This window comes from Acidovorax sp. 107 (assembly GCF_003058055.1).
Lineage (GTDB): Bacteria > Pseudomonadota > Gammaproteobacteria > Burkholderiales > Burkholderiaceae_C > Acidovorax.
Genome location: NZ_QBTZ01000001.1, coordinates 2,001,176 through 2,018,187 on the forward strand (window position 1 = coordinate 2,001,176; position 17,012 = coordinate 2,018,187).

18 protein-coding genes are annotated in these 17,012 nt (G+C 63.7%); 10 read left to right on the forward strand and 8 right to left on the reverse strand.

The features are described 5' to 3' along the window. Positions 1 to 5: 5 nt before the first annotated feature. From C8C99_RS09450 to adk, 3 genes are all read left to right on the forward strand, one after another. Positions 6 to 188 carry a Trm112 family protein gene (locus C8C99_RS09450; RefSeq protein ID WP_056644853.1) on the forward strand — a complete coding sequence of 61 codons (183 nt, stop codon included), beginning with the start codon at positions 6 to 8 and terminating at the stop codon, positions 186 to 188. Beyond that, positions 185 to 1,009, forward strand: coding sequence for a 3-deoxy-manno-octulosonate cytidylyltransferase (kdsB, locus tag C8C99_RS09455; RefSeq protein ID WP_082576908.1), 825 nt, complete (start codon positions 185 to 187; stop codon positions 1,007 to 1,009). The genes C8C99_RS09450 and kdsB overlap by 4 nt, the downstream gene beginning before the upstream one ends. 242 nt (positions 1,010 to 1,251) lie before the next feature. Next, positions 1,252 to 1,908 carry an adenylate kinase gene (gene adk, locus C8C99_RS09460; protein WP_108625603.1) on the forward strand — a complete coding sequence of 219 codons (657 nt, stop codon included), beginning with the start codon at positions 1,252 to 1,254 and terminating at the stop codon, positions 1,906 to 1,908. Between the two features lie 182 nt (positions 1,909 to 2,090). Here adk and C8C99_RS09465 read toward each other — a convergent pair whose 3' ends face one another. Genes C8C99_RS09465 through C8C99_RS09475 form a run of 3 tightly spaced genes read right to left on the reverse strand, consistent with a single transcriptional unit; the run spans position 2,091 to position 3,984 of the window. Further along, a complete protein-coding gene (locus tag C8C99_RS09465; RefSeq protein ID WP_108625604.1) occupies positions 2,091 to 2,561 on the reverse strand; it encodes a DUF6152 family protein in 471 nt (156 codons plus the stop codon). Positions 2,562 to 2,591: 30 nt separating this feature from the next. Continuing rightward, positions 2,592 to 3,011, reverse strand: a complete 420-nt coding sequence (locus C8C99_RS09470; RefSeq protein ID WP_108627109.1) for a hypothetical protein — start codon at positions 3,009 to 3,011, stop codon at positions 2,592 to 2,594. 19 nt (positions 3,012 to 3,030) lie between these two features. After that, positions 3,031 to 3,984 (reverse strand): asparaginase, encoded by a 954-nt coding sequence (locus tag C8C99_RS09475; RefSeq protein WP_108625605.1) that lies wholly within the window; start codon positions 3,982 to 3,984, stop codon positions 3,031 to 3,033. An 89-nt stretch (positions 3,985 to 4,073) separates the two neighbouring features. On the opposite strand from C8C99_RS09475, the gene lexA reads away from it, so the two are divergent. Next, positions 4,074 to 4,748, forward strand: a complete 675-nt coding sequence (lexA, locus tag C8C99_RS09480) for a transcriptional repressor LexA (RefSeq protein WP_056644864.1) — start codon at positions 4,074 to 4,076, stop codon at positions 4,746 to 4,748. A gap of 1,053 nt (positions 4,749 to 5,801) precedes the next feature. Beyond that, on the forward strand, positions 5,802 to 6,809 hold the full coding sequence (locus C8C99_RS09485; protein ID WP_108625606.1) for a D-2-hydroxyacid dehydrogenase family protein: 1,008 nt from the start codon (positions 5,802 to 5,804) through the stop codon (positions 6,807 to 6,809). Between the two features lie 126 nt (positions 6,810 to 6,935). On the opposite strand, the gene C8C99_RS09490 is transcribed toward C8C99_RS09485, so the two are convergent. From C8C99_RS09490 to C8C99_RS09505, 4 genes are all read right to left on the reverse strand, one after another. Further along, complete coding sequence (locus tag C8C99_RS09490; RefSeq protein ID WP_056644869.1) at positions 6,936 to 8,063, reverse strand: branched-chain amino acid ABC transporter substrate-binding protein; 1,128 nt, start codon at positions 8,061 to 8,063, stop codon at positions 6,936 to 6,938. A gap of 131 nt (positions 8,064 to 8,194) precedes the next feature. After that, complete coding sequence (locus tag C8C99_RS09495; RefSeq protein WP_108625607.1) at positions 8,195 to 8,788, reverse strand: hypothetical protein; 594 nt, start codon at positions 8,786 to 8,788, stop codon at positions 8,195 to 8,197. Next, positions 8,788 to 9,222, reverse strand: coding sequence for a DNA polymerase III subunit chi (locus C8C99_RS09500; protein WP_108625608.1), 435 nt, complete (start codon positions 9,220 to 9,222; stop codon positions 8,788 to 8,790). The genes C8C99_RS09495 and C8C99_RS09500 overlap by 1 nt, the downstream gene beginning before the upstream one ends. Positions 9,223 to 9,229: 7 nt before the next feature. Further along, the gene (locus tag C8C99_RS09505; protein ID WP_108625609.1) at positions 9,230 to 10,783 is read right to left on the reverse strand and encodes a leucyl aminopeptidase; all 1,554 of its coding nucleotides are present in this window, start codon (positions 10,781 to 10,783) and stop codon (positions 9,230 to 9,232) included. Between the two features lie 23 nt (positions 10,784 to 10,806). Between C8C99_RS09505 and lptF the strand changes: the two genes are divergently transcribed. The 5 genes from lptF to C8C99_RS09530 all read left to right on the forward strand — a co-directional run bounded on the left by lptF (position 10,807) and on the right by C8C99_RS09530 (position 15,658). After that, the gene (gene lptF, locus C8C99_RS09510) at positions 10,807 to 11,913 is read left to right on the forward strand and encodes an LPS export ABC transporter permease LptF (protein ID WP_108625610.1); all 1,107 of its coding nucleotides are present in this window, start codon (positions 10,807 to 10,809) and stop codon (positions 11,911 to 11,913) included. Beyond that, positions 11,910 to 13,019, forward strand: a complete 1,110-nt coding sequence (gene lptG / locus C8C99_RS09515) for an LPS export ABC transporter permease LptG (protein ID WP_056644880.1) — start codon at positions 11,910 to 11,912, stop codon at positions 13,017 to 13,019. The genes lptF and lptG overlap by 4 nt, the downstream gene beginning before the upstream one ends. Before the next feature lie 21 nt (positions 13,020 to 13,040). Further along, a complete protein-coding gene (locus C8C99_RS09520; protein ID WP_056644883.1) occupies positions 13,041 to 13,412 on the forward strand; it encodes a sirohydrochlorin chelatase in 372 nt (123 codons plus the stop codon). A 72-nt stretch (positions 13,413 to 13,484) separates the two neighbouring features. Further along, positions 13,485 to 14,426: a CysB family HTH-type transcriptional regulator gene (locus tag C8C99_RS09525; protein WP_056062356.1), complete on the forward strand. Its 942-nt coding sequence runs from the start codon at positions 13,485 to 13,487 to the stop codon at positions 14,424 to 14,426. A gap of 65 nt (positions 14,427 to 14,491) precedes the next feature. Further along, entirely contained in the window at positions 14,492 to 15,658 is a 1,167-nt protein-coding gene (locus C8C99_RS09530) for a pyridoxal phosphate-dependent aminotransferase (protein ID WP_056644886.1), read from the forward strand. Between the two features lie 21 nt (positions 15,659 to 15,679). Here the strand turns inward: C8C99_RS09530 and C8C99_RS09535 are convergent, their stop codons facing one another. Beyond that, positions 15,680 to 16,582 (reverse strand): DMT family transporter, encoded by a 903-nt coding sequence (locus tag C8C99_RS09535; protein ID WP_108625611.1) that lies wholly within the window; start codon positions 16,580 to 16,582, stop codon positions 15,680 to 15,682. Between the last annotated feature and the right edge of the window lie 430 nt (positions 16,583 to 17,012).

Below are 17,012 nucleotides of genomic sequence, written 5' to 3' on the forward strand. Positions count from 1 at the left end.
TCCCCATGGACCCGAAACTGCTTGAACTGCTGGTCTGCCCCGTCACCAAGGGCCCCCTGACTTACGACCGCGAGGCGCAGGAACTCATCTCGCGCAGCGCGCGCCTGGCCTACCCGGTGCGCGATGGAATCCCGGTGCTGCTGGAGAACGAAGCCCGCACGCTGACCGACGAGGAACTGGAGCGGTGAACGCCCACGCTGCCACCGCAAGCCCCTTCACGGTGCTGATCCCGGCCCGCATGGCATCGAGCCGCCTGCCGGACAAGCCGCTGGCCGACATTGCCGGCCTGCCCATGGTGGTGCGCGTGGCCCAACGTGCCGCACAGAGCGGCGCAACCCGCGTGGTGGTAGCTGCGGACGACGCCCGTATCCTGCAAGCCTGCGCGGCCCATGGCGTACACGCTGTCATGACCCGGGCCGACCATGCCAGCGGCAGCGACCGGCTGGCCGAAGCGTGCGTGCAACTGGGGCTGGACGGCGACGACATCGTGGTCAACGTGCAAGGCGACGAGCCGCTGATAGACCCCGCGCTCATCAACGACGTGGCCGCTTTGCTGCAAGACCGCGAAGGCCAACGCCCCGAAGCCAGCATGGGCACCGCCGCCCATGCCATCGCGTCCTTGGCCGACTACACCAACCCCAATGTGGTGAAGGTGGTGCTGGACGCCCGGGGTCTGGCCCACTACTTCAGCCGTGCACCCATCCCTTTTGGGCGCGACCACGCGGGCACGGCCTGGTGGCAAGGCGCGGCGCAGGCCGCCCAGCCCGGTGTGGCGGCGCTGCAAGGTTTTGCGCCGCTGCGGCATGTGGGCATCTACAGCTATCGCGCCGGGTTCCTCCGGCAGTTTCCGCAACTGGCGCCCGCACCGACCGAGGCAGTCGAGGCGCTGGAACAGCTTCGCGCACTCTGGCACGGTCACCGCATTGCCGTGCACGTGGCGGACGTGGCGCCGGGCCCGGGCGTGGACACGCCTGAGGACCTGGAACGGGTGCGCGCACTGCTCTGCTGATCGTTCTCAGGCTCTTGGCGGTGCGCACTTGGGGCGCGCTTTGCACGCATGGGGGGACGCCTGGCGGCCAGGTGGGGGCGCCGACCTAGAAACGGTCACCCCTGTAAGTCAGCGCAAGGCGGTCACATGCTATCCTCAACTGTAACGAGAGCACCGCATCCCGGGCGCACAGAACGGCTTCAGGCGCCCTTCGAACGTCCCCGCCAGCGGCGCCACCCGATTTCTAACCTTCGAGGACATCCATGAGACTGATTCTGTTGGGCGCGCCTGGCGCCGGAAAGGGCACGCAAGCCACGTTCATCTGCCAGAAGTACGGCATCCCGCAAATCTCCACCGGCGACATGCTGCGTGCCGCCGTCAAGGCCGGCACTCCCCTGGGCCTGCAGGCCAAGGCCGTGATGGATTCGGGCGCCCTGGTCAGTGACGACATCATCATCGGTCTGGTCAAGGAACGCATCACGCAGCCCGACTGCGCCAAGGGCTTCCTCTTCGACGGCTTCCCCCGCACCATCCCCCAGGCCGACGCCATGAAGGCGGCAGGCGTCAAGCTCGACTACGTGCTCGAAATCGACGTACCCTTTGACGCCATCATCGAACGCATGAGCGGCCGCCGCTCGCACCCCGCCAGTGGCCGCACCTACCACGTCAAGTTCAACCCCCCCAAGGTCGAAGGCAAGGACGACATCACGGGCGAAGAGCTGATCCAGCGCGAGGACGACAAGGAAGAAACCGTCAAGAAGCGCCTGCAGGTCTATAGCGACCAGACGCGTCCCCTGGTGGACTACTACAGCAGCTGGGCCCAAGCCGAACCCGCCGCAGCGCCCAAGTACCGCGCCATCAGTGGCACGGGCAGCGTGGACGAGATCACCGCGCGCGCGCTGCAGGCGCTGGCCAGCTGATCGATTGAGCCACACGCCAGCCGCCTGACGCAGACTCGGGCGGGCAATGCCCATCAAGCGACGCTCCACACCGGGGTGTCGCTTTTTTCATGGTGAATCAATAAAGGGCGGAAACAGTGCCGCCAGCGTCGTGCCCCAGGGCAGGCGCGAACGCAGCCGCCACGCCGACTACCCTGCCCCGCTCAGGCAGGACTGGAGCGCAAGCCATAGGCCTTGCTGCCCACAAACAGGTACTCGGCGAGCAGCACCGCCGCACCCTTCTCATCCCGCGAGGTAAACCCAACAACGGACAGCGCAGCGCCCGGCTTGATCTCCGGCACCTGCCAGGCCTGCAGGCGGGTCAGGGGCGCTAGCTCGATCTCCCAGACGCGGTCCTTGCGGGTGGGCAGCACAGTCTTGGCCAGCAACGCACGCCCATCCACGGGCGCAGTCTGAGCGGGCACTGCTCGCTGCGCAAGGTCTGCAGGCAATTGGAGCGCGGCGGATAGCTCCAGCTCCAGCTCCGCATGCGGGTTCTGCCAGCGTACCTTGCTCACGGTGCCCTCCAGATACAGCGGCCGATCTGCATCAAAGCTGCTCCAGCCATGGTGTGCATGCACCCCCAAAGGCAAGGCACTCGCGGCGATCAGCACATGGCGGCGTTGCAGGCTCATACAGGCTCCTGATGAACAAAGGGGCAAATGTCAAACGTACGCGATCCAGCGGCCACAGGCCACCACCGCCAGCCACACCAGCATGGAGGCCAGCATTTGCCAACGCGACAAACCATCCAGGCGCGTGAGCGAACCGCGTGCATGAAACCACGCCGCATTGCAGCCCGCAAGCATTAACAACAGCATCTTCCAGATAAAGGCCCGGTTGCTGATCAACTCCATGGGTTGGGTGGCAAACATCAACAGACCCGACGCCGCCGCCAGCCCAAAGCCGCACAGCGCCAGACTCAAGCTCAGCCGGGCCAGTTCTTTGACCGGCAAGGCCGCACCGCGCCCAAACACCCTCAACTCCAACACAACGAGATTGCCGAGCAACAGCGCAATGCCCACGATGTGTACGACTTCGAGCGCGGGGTAAGCCCAGGCGTAAGTCTTGAGGGCAGTGAACACGGTGCGCAACCCTTCCTGCTCAATCCATCCGCAGCAAATCAAGGATCAAGGCAACCCGCGCCTTGACGGGTGACAGACCTTGCGAGGCAGGCAGCGCGTCTCCGGGCTTGGGCAGCACCTGCCCCTCGGCGCAGCGGGTCGAGCGCACCACCCGCACCCCAGCGGTCTGTGCACGCAGCAAGGCCGCCTCCAGATCATGGCGAATCGTGCCATTGCCAGTGCAGGCCACCACCAAGCCCTGCACCCCCTCGCGCACAAGGGCGTCCACCGCCCTGCCCGACGCACCTGCATGGTTCATGATCACTTCCACCCAGGGCCAGGCAGCAGCATTTACTACACTATTCATAGCGCCATAGGCTTGATTTTCAAGCACTACGGGCCCATTGAATGCCCAACGAACGGTTCCCTCTTCGACCCAGCCCAAAGCGCCAGCCTCCCCGGAGCCGAAAGCATTGACGCGATAGGGATGCACTTTTTGCACATGGCGAGCGCCATGCACATCACCCGCAGCAACTGCCAGCACACCCATCGACCCCGGTGCCAGCGCTACGGCCACCGCGTCCAGCAGGTTCTGGGGACCATCGGGGGTCAGGGCGGTGGCGGGCCGCATGGCGCAGGTCAGCACCACGGGTTTGCGCGCATCCAGCACTTCGTGCAAAAACCAGGCCGTCTCTTCCAGGGTGTCCGTGCCGTGGGTGATGACCACACCCCGCACCTCCGGGTCGTTCAGATGGTGGGCGCATCGCAGTGCCAATGTGCGCCAAACCTCGCAATCCATGTCCTTGCTGTCGATCTGGGCCACTTGCTCTGCCACCAAGCCGCCGTCTGCCAGCGCCTGCAAGCCGGGCACCGCATTCAGCAGTTGCTCCACCCCTACCTGCGCAGCGGTGTAGCCGATGTTGTCCCCCGCCTGTGCCGAGGTACCAGCAATCGTGCCCCCCGTGCCCAAAACCACAATTTTTTGCCCACTCACTTGCGTACTCCGAAAAACTGGTGAAAAATACAGTTACTGGATTAAAAAACAGTTGTCCATCACTGTAACCGTCTGCACCGGAAACCACCATGCTCGACAACCCCAAACTCACCGCCCGCCAGCAGCAGATTCTGGACCTCATCCAGACCGCCATCGCACGCACCGGCGCGCCCCCCACCCGCGCAGAAATCGCGGCCGAGCTGGGTTTCAAATCGGCCAATGCGGCTGAAGAACACCTGCAGGCCCTGGCCCGCAAAGGCGTGATCGAACTGGTCAGCGGCACATCGCGGGGCATCCGCCTGCGTGGCGACACGGTACGCTCCATCAACGCCGCACGTGGCAACCAGTTCAGCCTGCCCATCCCGGGCCTGTCGCAGCTGGTCTTGCCCCTGGTAGGACGGGTGGCAGCGGGGTCACCCATTCTCGCGCAGGAACACGTGGACCAGACCTACAGCGTGGAGAACAGCCTCTTCCAGCACAAGCCCGATTACCTGCTCAAGGTGCGTGGAATGTCCATGCGCGACGTCGGCATCATGGACGGGGACTTGCTCGCGGTGCAGTCCACCCGTGAGGCTCGCAACGGCCAGATCATCGTGGCCCGCCTGGGTGACGATGTCACCGTCAAGCGACTGCGCCGCACAGCGACTGCCATCGAATTACTGCCCGAGAACCCCGACTATCCAGTGATCGTGGTGCAGCCTGGCGAACCCTTCGAAATTGAAGGCTTGGCAGTGGGACTTATCCGCAACACCATGCTCATGTAGCACATATCCACAGGGCCACACCGTGGGTGGCGGGCGTTTGACGTACAGATCATCGTGGTCGGTACATCAGCCCTGCGGTGCAGGTCCCGTTGAACGCCAAGGCCTCTCAAGCAAGACTTGATTGATGCACCGGCGGAGCAGCTCGCTGCTCTGCCGGGGGATCGATTCGCGCTGTTTTCAGGTGCTTTGGCATACAACCACGTCGCAATCCTGCCTATGTCCAACCCCCGACTTTCGGAGTTTTCACATGGGAATTGCTTTGTTCACCCTTTCTTCAGTGCAGAACCCTCTGCGCAGCCTGAAACAGCTGTTTGCGAACCCGACGCGTACGGCCAAAGTCCGGCAGAACTTGTCGGCAGAGCCAGGAGACCTGGCAGGCGCCAATACCGGTGCGCTGATGGCAATGGCCTGTCGCAGCCATGCAACCTCTGCAACGCCACCCAACAACTCCACGGAGCCCCCAGGACAGCGCCCATTGCGCGGTAACTGGCCTTTTACCGCAAGGCCTCCTGTACGGGCACCGGAGGGCCCCGCCGGCCCCACCGCTCACCGGTCTTTTCTGCCAGCACACGCGCATGGCAGCAAGCGGCAAGCCTTTTTGGCGTGCTTAGGCACAGACACCTGCGCCCCCAAGGCCCCCAGGGTGCTGCGCCGGGCCTCTGACACAGGCTCGGGTCGCCTGGTGATTGCAGGCCGCATGGCGGACGTCTGCGCAGAGTTGGACCGTTTGGCTGCCTCCGAGACGCTCCGAGCCTGATACGCGGCGTGAGGACGCAGCTTGGTATCTGCGGCAGGTTCGCGCAAAGTGTCGGTTCGCAAGCGTTGGGCACCAGCGTACCCACGGGCCTGCAATAACGGGCCCGCAGCGTGAGACTGCATTACAGCGGACCTCACCCGCTGTCGCTCTTACGACCCACTCTGCGCCACACCTGCAGTGCCGTGATTGCCGCTTCAACATTCGTGCAGCACTCAGTCACTAAAAACCGCAGGCTTTGATGTGCCCAGTGAGGCGTAGGGGGCATTCCTGTGCTCCTGCCAAGGCACAATGTCGGGATGAATATTGTGATCCTCGACGATTACCAGGATGCAGTGCGCAAACTGCACTGCGCCTCCCGGCTCGACACGTACACCGCCAAGGTTTACACCAACACGGTCAAGGGGCTGGGGCAGCTCTCGGTGCGGCTCAAAGATGCCGACATCATTGTGCTGATCCGGGAACGAACCCAGATCACACGCCAATTGGTCGAAAAACTACCGCGGCTCAAGCTCATTGCCCAAACCGGCAAGATTGGCAGCCACATTGATGTGACTGCATGCACCGAGCGGGGTATTGCCGTGGCAGAAGGGGTTGGCTCCCCCGTAGCCCCTGCCGAGCTGACCTGGGCCCTGGTGATGGCCTCCATGCGCCGCCTGCCCCAGTACATCTCCAACCTCAAACATGGCGCGTGGCAGCAGTCCGGCCTCAAGACCGCGTCCATGCCCGCCAACTTCGGGCTCGGCAGCGTGTTGCGGGGGAAAACCCTGGGCATTTGGGGCTATGGTCGCATCGGGCAACTGGTAGCGGGTTACGGTCGTGCGTTTGGCATGAACGTACGCGTCTGGGGCCGCGAGGCTTCGCGGGCGCAGGCACTGACGGATGGCTACCAGGCCGCAGCCACGCGCGAAGAGTTCTTTTCGCAATGCGACGTGATCTCACTGCACTTGCGCCTGAACGACGAAACGCGCGGCATCATCTCGCTCGAAGACCTGTCATGCATGAAGCCCACTTCGCTGCTGGTGAACACGTCGCGTGCGGAGTTGATTGAACCCGACGCGCTGATCGCGGCACTCAATCGCGGCCGTCCTGGAATGGCGGCAGTGGATGTGTTCGAGAGCGAGCCAATCCTCCAAGGCCACGCCCTGCTGCGCCTGGAGAATTGCATCTGCACCCCACACATTGGCTACGTGGAGCAGGACAGCTACGAACTCTACTTTGGTGCAGCCTTCGACAACGTGGTGAATTTCATCAAGGGCACTCCGACCAACATCGTGAACCCCGGCTCACTGCAGGTCCGACGCTAGCAGCGCTAGCCGGTCGCAGCACTGGCTGTAGGCCGTGCGGTACAACAAAAAAAGGCTTCCCGAGGGAAGCCTTTTTTGATGGCTGCAAGGCATCGAAACGCCCTGCAGCACGAAGCCACACCCTGATTACAGAGGTGTCTTCTTGCCGTCCTTGTAGACGTACAGCGTGATGGCAGGGTTCTTCATTTCGCCATTGGGTTCGAAGGCGATGGTGGAGGTCACACCCTTGAAGTTGGCCTTGGCGAGTTCGTTCACGTACACCTTGGGATCTACGGAGTTGGCACGCTTCATAGCGTCGACCAGCAGGAACGTGGCGTCGTAGGTGTAGGGGCTGTACACTTGGAACTGGTTGGGGTACTTGGCATCGTACTTGGCCTTCCAGGCCGTGCCGCCGGGCATCTTGGCCAGCGAAGAGCCGCCTTCAGCGCAGATCACGTTGGCCAGGGTCTTGGCACCAGCAGCCAGCTTGGCGATCTCGGAGGTGCAGACGCCGTCGCCACCGAAGTACTTGACATTGGCCATGCCCAGTTGCTCCATCTGACGCAGCATGGGGCCAGCCTGAGGATCCATACCGCCGAAGAACACGGCATCAGGGTTCTTGGCCTTGATGGCGGTCAAGATGGCCATGAAGTCGGTGGCCTTGTCGGTGGTGAACTGCTCGTCCACAACCTTCATGCCCTTGGCTGCGGCAGTCTTCTTGAACACGTCGGCAACGCCTTGGCCGTAAGCGGTACGGTCATCGATGATCGCAACGGTCTTGAGCTTCAGGGTGTCCACAGCGTAGAACGCCAGACCAGCGCCCAGGGCGTTGTCGTTGGCGATGATACGGAACGTGGTCTTGTAGCCAGGCTTGGTCAGGTTGGGGTTGGTCGCAGCGCCTGTCACCATCGGGATGCCGCAATCGTTGTACACCTTGGATGCGGGGATCGTGGTACCGGAGTTGAGGTGGCCGACAACGCCAGCGACCTTGGAGTCGCACAGCTTTTGTGCGGCAGCAGTGCCCTGCTTTGGATCGGCAGCGTCATCTTCAGCTTGCAGCTCGAACTTGATCTTCTTGCCACCGATGGTGATGCCCTGAGCGTTCAGCTCTTCAATGGCCATGCGGGCGCCATTTTCGTTGTCCTTGCCGTAGTGGGCTTGGGCGCCGGAAACCGGAGCCACGTGGCCGATCTTGACCACTTGCTCTTGTGCAGAGGCCATACCAGCAACAGCCGCGATAGCAGCAACCACGGTCAGTTTCAACTTCAATTGCATATCAAATCTCCAGTAAAGATAAACGCTGAGAATCTTCTTGTGTCTCAACGCAGGCGAACATATCGCAATTTACGGGCCAGATCATTAGGGAACACGATTAAACGCGAGAGAAACCACAGGGGAATACCCTGTCATCCCTTTGGCATAGGGGGCACGCCACTGGCCAGCTCGTCCGCAACTGCCTCGTACACGGCATGCCTCACCACCGATTCGATCTCTTCGCGCAGACGCGGAAGCACTGAACGTGTCTGCTCCTGCACCACCGTGGCGATTGCCTCACGCAGGCGCTGGTCCAGCACCACATCCACGCGCTGCATGACGCGGTGCACCATGTACTCCTCCATCCCATCTGGCAAGGCACGGGCCGCAGCGGACGCGGCCCCCGGCGTCGGGCCTGCAGAGAGGGCAGGAGGAACTACCGGGCTTGGTTGACCATGCGACACCGGAGCACGCGATACCTGAGGAGAAACTGCAGGCCATGGCGCAGCCACCGGGGAGGCGACAGGACGCGCAGTGATGGAAGGCGCGGCGGCCGGTGGCGCACCACGCGGCCGCACTGCGGGCGCCGCGGCCTTGGCCATAGCGGCAGACTGCGACGGCGACAGAACCGTGGTGCGCGCCGCCGGACTCGAAGCACCCGGTGCGAGCGGTGCGGCATCGGGCACCTGCACCACTTCGGTGAGCGTGGGTACAAAACGCGGAGGGGTCTTGGGTGGCAGCGCCATCAGCCTGCTTTCAACACCAGATCATGGCGGGTGATGGCGTAGCCCCGGGAGGCGTAGTGGCGCCACCGCGCGCGCGCCTGGGCCCGGTCGGTTTCGTCCTGGGCACTCACCACTTCCACCAGGCGGTCAAACCGGCCAAAACCTTCCGGGACTTCCGCATTGAGATTCAAGAGGACTTCATGGTGCGGTGCCAGGCGTGCATCCTGCGCCAGCAATACCGGAGACGCCTGAACCAACTCCTCGTCGGCATCGGCGTGGCAGTGGGCCACAAAGTCCTGAGGGGCCATCAACCAGAGCATGCGGTCCAGCGCCTGAAGCGCATCCGCAGGCGCCGCGATGACCAGACGAGCCCCTGTGCGCTGAACCTTGCGCGCAAAACGGCATGCATAGGCCAGCTTGTCTGGCGCGTTGAAGTGAAAAGCCACCTCGGTCATGGCACCGTCACGCAGCCTTGGTGCTGGAGGACCGCTTGGCCGCGGGCTTACCGGCCACTCCGGCGGCCGTCTTGGTCGCGATGCGCGACGTAGATTTAGGAGCCTTGGCCTGACGAACCTGCGCCTTGGACTGTTCCAACACATAGTGCACCAGCAGGCCCACCGGGCGCCCTGTAGACCCCTTGGCAGCACCTCCCTTCCAGGCAGTACCCGCAATGTCCAAGTGCGCCCATGGCATATCGCCCACGAACTTTTGCAAGAACTTCGCAGCAGTGACGGAACCACCCGCACGGCCGGCCACATTGCCCATGTCGGCAAAGTTGCTCTTGAGGCCGTCTGCGTAGTCATCGTCCAGCGGCATGCGCCAGCAGAGGTCTTGCGCGGCCTCCCCGGCGGCCTGCAAGGACTCCGCCAGGCCGTCGTTATTGGCAAACAAGCCGCTGCGCACGCCGCCCAGCGCGATCACGCAGGCCCCCGTCAGTGTGGCGATATCCACCACGGCGGCAGGCTTGAATCGCGCTGCATAGGTCAACGCATCGCACAGCACCAGGCGCCCTTCAGCGTCGGTGTTCAGAATCTCGATGGTCTGGCCGCTCATGCTGGTGACCACGTCGCCCGGCTTGACGGCCCGCCCGTCTGGCATGTTCTCGCACGCGGGGATCAGGCCCACCACATTGATGGCAGGCTGCAGTTCGCCCAGCGCGCGGAAGGTCCCCAGCACGCTGGCTGCGCCGCACATGTCAAACTTCATCTCGTCCATCTCGGGCGCAGGCTTGATCGAGATGCCGCCGGTGTCAAAGGTGATGCCCTTGCCTACCAACACGACCGGCGCCTGGTCCTTGGCAGCGCCGTTGTAGCGCAGCTCGATGAAACGCAGTGGCTCTTCAGAGCCCTTTGCCACCGCCATGAAGGCGCCCATGCCCAGACGTGCCACCTCTGCCGGACCATGCACCTTGCACTGGATGCGTGGCAGCTTGGTCAGGGTTTTGGCCGCGTCGGCCAGAAGGCTGGGGGTGGCATGGTTGGCAGGGCGGTTGCCCCATTCCCGCGCAAACTCCACGCCAGCCACCAAGGCCACACCGCTGTCAAATCCGTCACGCGCGCTGGCCGCATCGGGCACACCCACCACACAGCGGCTCAGGCTGCGTGCCTCTACCTTGGTCTTGGTGGTGGTGTACACATAGCTCACGTCTGCCACCGCCTGAACGGCAGCGCTAACGGCCGCAGCCGGGGCCTCGCCTGCGAAACACAGCACCACCCGCTTGGTCTGCGGCGCCTTGATGGCGCCACCCAACGACTGCAGTGCCTGACGCGTTGCGCGCGCCGAACCATCGCCCAGCCCCAACAGCACCACGCGGCGGGCTGCAACGGCGGGCACTTGGTACAGCTGCAGGTGTTTGCCCGCCTTGGTGGTCAGATCTCCGTTCTTGAGCGCCAAGGCCGCCAGCGCGGACAGCGCATCCTTGCCGGGCTTGAAGCCCTCGGGCAGCAGGACGATCAGCAGGTCGCATTTCTCCGAAGCTGCCGCAGCAAGTTCAAGGGTCTTGAGATCAAAGTTCATAATTGGTGTTTTCCTTCGAGCCAATGTTATTCGATTCATCCATCCGCAAGGAGCTGGCGCGCAGCTTCGGCGCGACCCTTGTGGTGCTGGTGACCGTGGTCATGACCATGATGCTCATCCGCACGCTGGGTCAGGCCTCCAAGGGCAGCGTCAGCCCGTCCGACGTGATGCTCGTCATGGGCTTCACCGTATTGGGGCAGTTGCCCACCATTCTCAGCCTCAGCCTGTTCATTGCGGTGGTCGGCACGCTGTCGCGCATGTACCGTGACAGCGAAATGGTGATCTGGTTCGCCAGCGGGCGCGGCCTGATCAGCCTGGTGCGACCGCTGCTGCGATTCGCCTGGCCGGTGATGGTGGTGATCGCCGTGCTGTCGCTGCTGGTGTGGCCGTGGGCCAACTCCCAGATCCAGGAACTCAAGACCCGCTACGAACAGCGCAGCGACATCGACCGCATCGCCCCGGGCGAGTTCCAGGAGTCGTCCAACGGGAGCCGGGTGTTCTTCATCGACAAGGACACCCCGGACACACTGGCCGCCAACAACGTCTTCATCGCTGCCAATGACGGTAAACGTGAATCCGTCACCTCCGCCCGCAGCGCCCGGCTGGAAACCCAGGGCGGCGAACGCATGGCCCTGCTCAGCGACGGCCAGCGCCTGGAGACTTCGCGTGACAAGCCCGGCGTGAAGATCAGCGAGTTCAGTCTGTACGGCACCCGCATCGGTAGCGCGCCCCCCGGGTCGGCAGAAGAACAAGCGGTGAAGACACGCACCACCTACGACCTCATGATGCAGCCGCTGCCGGCCTACCGCGCCGAGCTGGGATGGCGGCTGGGCCTGGCTCTGGCCGCCCTCAACTTTGTGCTGCTGGGCCTGGCCGTGGCGAGCGTCAACCCACGCGCGGCGCGCAGCACCAGCATGGTGTTTGCGCTGTTTGCCTTCATCGTCTACTACAACCTCATGACCCTGGGCCAGAGCTGGGTGGGTGCGGACCGGCTGGGCCTGACCAGCTTCATGGTGATGCTGCATGGCGGCATGCTGGCAGCCTCGCTGCTGGTGCTGGCGGTACGCCACAACCAGTGGACGGTGCGCCGCATGGGGCAGTCCCTGCGTGCCGGAGGGCAGCCCACATGAAAACCATCCGACGCCTGATTCACCGAGAGGCGCTGGGCGCCGTCGCCTTTGTCACTGTGGGCTTTCTGGCCCTGTTCTTCTTCTTTGACCTGGTGGATGAACTGCGCTGGGTAGGCCGTGCGGGTGCCGATGGCTACCAGCTCTCGCACGCGCTGCTGTTCGTGGTGCTCAGCATCCCCAGTCACCTGTATGAACTACTGCCGATCACGGTACTGATCGGCACCATCTTCGTGATGGCGCGCCTGGCCCAAAGCTCGGAGTTCACCATCATGCGCACCAGCGGCATGGGCCCCTGGCGCGCGCTGCGCACCCTGCTCACGCTCGGCGGCGTCTTTGTGCTGCTGACCTTTGCTGTCGGTGACTACCTGGCCCCCTTGACCGACCGCACCGCGCAGCTCATCAAGGTGCGCTACCTGGGGCGGCTGACAGCGGGCGCCACGGGCGCATGGCTGAAAGAGCGACAGGAGGACCATTCGTTTGCCGTCAACGTGCGCGCACTCACCCCCAATGGCGGCATGCTGGACGTGCGCATCTTCGAGTTCGACGACAAGGGCCGCCTGGCTTCGCAGACGCGGGCAGCATCCGGGCAGTTCGGCCCAGATGGATCGTGGACCTTGGAGAAGGTGCAGCGCAGCCACTTTGAGCAGCAAAACGACAAGAACGAGGCCCGTGTGGAGCACCAGGAAAGCCCCTCCCTTCAGTGGCCGACCAAGATCAGCGCCGACATGGTGGCCGCGTCCCTGCTCAAGCCCGACCGCATGGCCACGCTGGACCTCTTTCAGTTCATCCGACACCTGAACGCCAATGGGCAGTCCGCCCAAAAGTACGAAATCGAGTTCTGGCGCAAGGTGTTCTACCCCTTGAGCTGCCTGGTGATGGTGGTGCTGGCGCTGCCTTTTGCATACCTGCATTTTCGCTCGGGCGGCATCGCGGGCTACGTGTTCGGCGGCGTGATGGCGGGCATCAGCTTCTTCCTGCTCAACAACGTTTTCGGCTATGCGGGCAACCTGCAAAACTGGTCACCATGGCTGACAGCGGCGGCGCCCGGCCTGATCTATTCCCTGCTCTCGCTGGCGGCGTTTGGCTGGCTGGTGCTGAGACGCTGACACTCTGACTTTGCCTCGCCCATGACCCAAGCCATCGTCCTGTTTGCCCACGGGTCCCGCGACCCCCTGTGGCGCGCCCCCATGGAGGCAGTCGCAACGCGCATCGCAGCGCAGAGCCCGGACCGCAGGGTCAGCTGTGCCTACCTGGAACTGTGTGAGCCATCCCTGCCGGAGGCCGTCCGGCAACTGGTGGCCGATGGGGCCACCGCCGTGACGGTGGTGCCCATGTTCCTAGGCACCGGCAAACATGCCCGGGAGGATTTGCCCTTGCTGGTGCAGGAGCTGCGCACCACCCACCCAGGCGCGCAGTTTCATGTGCAAGCCGCCATTGGTGAGGACCCACGCATGACGGCCTTGATGGCAGAGATCGCCTGCGAAAGCCCGCCAGCCTGAAATTTCTGAGGTGCCGACCGTTTGCTTAGACGATTGCATCATAATGATGCAATTCTTTAGGCAATATTCGATATGAATCTGCACCAATTCCGCTTCGTTCAAGAGGCTGCGCGTCGCAACCTCAACCTGACCGAGGCCGCCAAGGCCCTGCATACTTCGCAGCCGGGCGTTTCCAAGGCCATCATCGAGCTGGAAGAAGAACTGGGCGTGGACATCTTTGCCCGCCACGGCAAGCGCCTCAAGCGCATCACCGAGCCCGGCCAGCACGTGCTCAAGAGCATCGAAGTCATCATGCGCGAGGTGGGTAACCTCAAGCGCATTGGCGAGCAATTCAGCGCGCAAGACAGCGGCACCCTCAGCATCGCCACCACCCACACCCAGGCGCGCTACGTGCTGCCGGTGCCCGTGGCGCGGCTGCGCGAGGCCTACCCCAAGGTCAACGTGAGCCTGCACCAGGCCACGCCCCACGAAGTGGCCCGCATGATCATCGACGAGGTGGCCGAGATCGGCATGGCCACCGAATCCCTGGCCGACTACCCCGAACTCGTCACCCTGCCCTGCTACGAATGGCAGCACGTGCTGGTCGTGCCCAACGACCACCCGCTGGCGCAAAAGGAGCGCATTGGACTGGACGACCTGGCCCATGAGGCACTAATCACCTATCACCCCTCCTTCACCGGCCGGGGCAAGATCGACCACGCCTTTGCGGCGCGCAAACTCACGCCCCGCATCGTGCTCGAAGCCATCGACTCCGATGTGATCAAAACCTATGTGCGCCTGGGCCTGGGCATCGGCATCGTGGCCGAGATGGCCATGCGCGACGACCCGGTGGGTGACCTCGCTGTGCGCCCCGTGGGCCACCTGTTCGGCCAGAGCGTGGCGCGCGTGGCCTTCAAGCGCGGCGCCTACCTGCGCAATTTTGTCTACAAGTTTGCCGAGCTGCTCAGCGACCGATTGAGCCGTGAACTCATCGCCCGCGCCATGACGGGCCATGTCAACGACTACGAACTCTGACCTGCATTCAGGCCAGAAACATACTGACTCCTCCAGAATTTTCCCGTTTTCCAAGCCGCTGCGCCATGACATCCACCACCGCCCGCACCCCCGCTTTCCCCAGCAAGCTGCCCAACGTCGGCACCACCATCTTCACCGTGATGTCCGCCCTGGCCACCGAGCACAAGGCCGTCAACCTGGGCCAGGGCTTCCCCGACTTTGAATGCGCGCCCGAGCTGGTGAACGCCGTCACTGCCGCCATGCAGGCCGGGCACAACCAGTACCCGCCCATGCCTGGCGTGCCCGCCCTGCGCGAAGCCGTGGCCCACAAGATCGAGGCGTTGCACGACCGGGCCTACCACCCCAACACCGAAATCACCATCACCGCGGGCGCCACGCAGGCCATCATCACCGCCATCCTGGCCATCGTGCACCCCGGCGACGAGGTGATCGTGCTCGACCCCTGCTACGACAGCTATGTACCCAACATCGAGCTGGCCGGTGGCAAGGCCGTGCGCGTGCCACTCACGCCCGGCACCTTCCGGCCCGACTTCGCCAGGATCAGCGCGGCCATCACGCCCCGCACCCGCGCCATCCTCATCAACAGCCCGCACAACCCCAGCGCCACCATCTGGACGGCCGAGGAAATGCGCCAGCTCGAAGACCTGCTCGCCCCCACCGACATCCTGCTCATCAGCGACGAGGTGTACGAGCACATGGTGTTCGACGGCGCCGAGCACCAGAGCGCCGCACGTTTTGCAGGCCTGGCCGCCCGTGCCTTCATCGTGTCGAGCTTTGGCAAGACCTTCCACGTCACCGGCTGGAAGGTCGGCACCGTGGCGGCCCCTGCCGCCCTGACGGCCGAGTTCCGCAAGGTGCACCAGTTCAATGTGTTCACCGTCAACACGCCCATGCAGCACGGCCTGGCGGCCTACCTCCACGATCCCAAGCCTTACCTGCAACTGCCGGCCTTCTACCAGGCCAAACGCGACCTGTTCCGTCAGGGGCTAGAGGGCTCACGCTTCAAGCTGCTGCCCAGCACCGGCAGCTACTTCCAGTGCGTGGACATCTCAGCGATCAGCGACTTGAACGAGGCCGATTTCTGCCAGTGGCTCACCCGCGAAGTGGGCGTGGCCGCGATTCCGTTGTCGGCGTTTTATGGCGATGGGTTTGACCAGCGTGTGGTGCGGTTCTGCTTCGCCAAGAAGGACGAGACGCTGCGCGCCGCGCTGGAACGGCTGCGCAAGCTGTGATCCGCAGGGCCTTTGAAGGCCCTAACGCGTCTGCCGCGCCAGCCACACACCCGCAGCCGCCAACCCCATACCCGCCAGTGCCCAGCCGCTGAGCGTCTCGCCAAACATGGCCCAGGCGATCAGCGCCGTGGTGGGCGGGGTCAGGTAAAACAGGCTGGCCACGTTCACCGCGCCGCCCCGGCGAATGAGCAAGTTCAGCAGGCTCACCGCGCCCAGTGACAACACCAGCACCAGCCAGCCCAGCGCAAACACAAACTCGCCGGTCCACGATATGGCCATGGATTCGGTGGCGTAGGCGACGGCAGCCATAGCCACCGCACAGGGCAGGTACTGGATGACCGAACCCGTGCGCAAATCGAACGAGGGGCAAAACCGCTTTTGGTACAGCGTGCCCGCCGTGATGCCCAGCAGCGCAACCACCGCTGGCAGCAGCATGCCCAGCAAAGCACCCGCCGGCACGGTAGCCACCTTGCCGGCCACCACCAGCGCGACGCCGGTAAAGCCCAGGGCCAGGCCCGCCCATTGGGCAGGCCGCACCTTCTCACCCAGCAAAGCCCCGGCCACCAGGGCTGTCAGCAGCGGCTGCAAGCCCACCACCAGCGCTGTGATGCCCGACGGCAGCCCGTGCCCAATCGCCATGAACACCCCGCCCAGGTAAACGCCATGCACCAGCAGGCCCGACACCGCGATGTGACCCCAGGCCCTGCCCGTCGGTGGCCAGGGCGCACGCACCACCGCCACCACAGCCAGCATGAGCACGGTGACGATGGCAAAGCGCAGCCCGAGAAAGGTCAGCGGCTCCACATACGGCAGACCCAGCTTGGCGCCGATAAAGCCGGTGCTCCAGAGCGCCACAAACAGCAGAGGGACAAGGGAATCGAGCGGACTGGAAGCGCTGGGACGGAGCGATGTGGCCTGGGTCATGAAGAAAAGAAGCGTGATGCAGGGTGGGGATGATCGCAGCTTGCGAGCGCCTTTGCTGCGGGCTGATGTGAGCGCTCTCCAATGACCCGTTGGGAGAACGGACAGACCTCAAGGTGCGCCACACGCCGAACGTGCAGACACCCGAAACCAGTGCGAGCACCGGCAAACCCGCGCTTCAACGCAAAACTTTGAATAAAAACAGCCTTTAGCGCTTGAATATCATGCGCATGAAGCTATAAATTCAATAGCAAACCACCATACATCTTTCTGCCCACCTGGCCTGGCGTCCGCGCATCTTGATGCGATCTTGATATCGCACCCCGCACTCTTGCGCCCGTCTTGATGCGGCCGTTCCTAGCATCGGTCCATGTCTCAAGGAGGACGATATGGACTGGATATTGATGACGGTGGGAGGCCTGCAGTGGCTGAC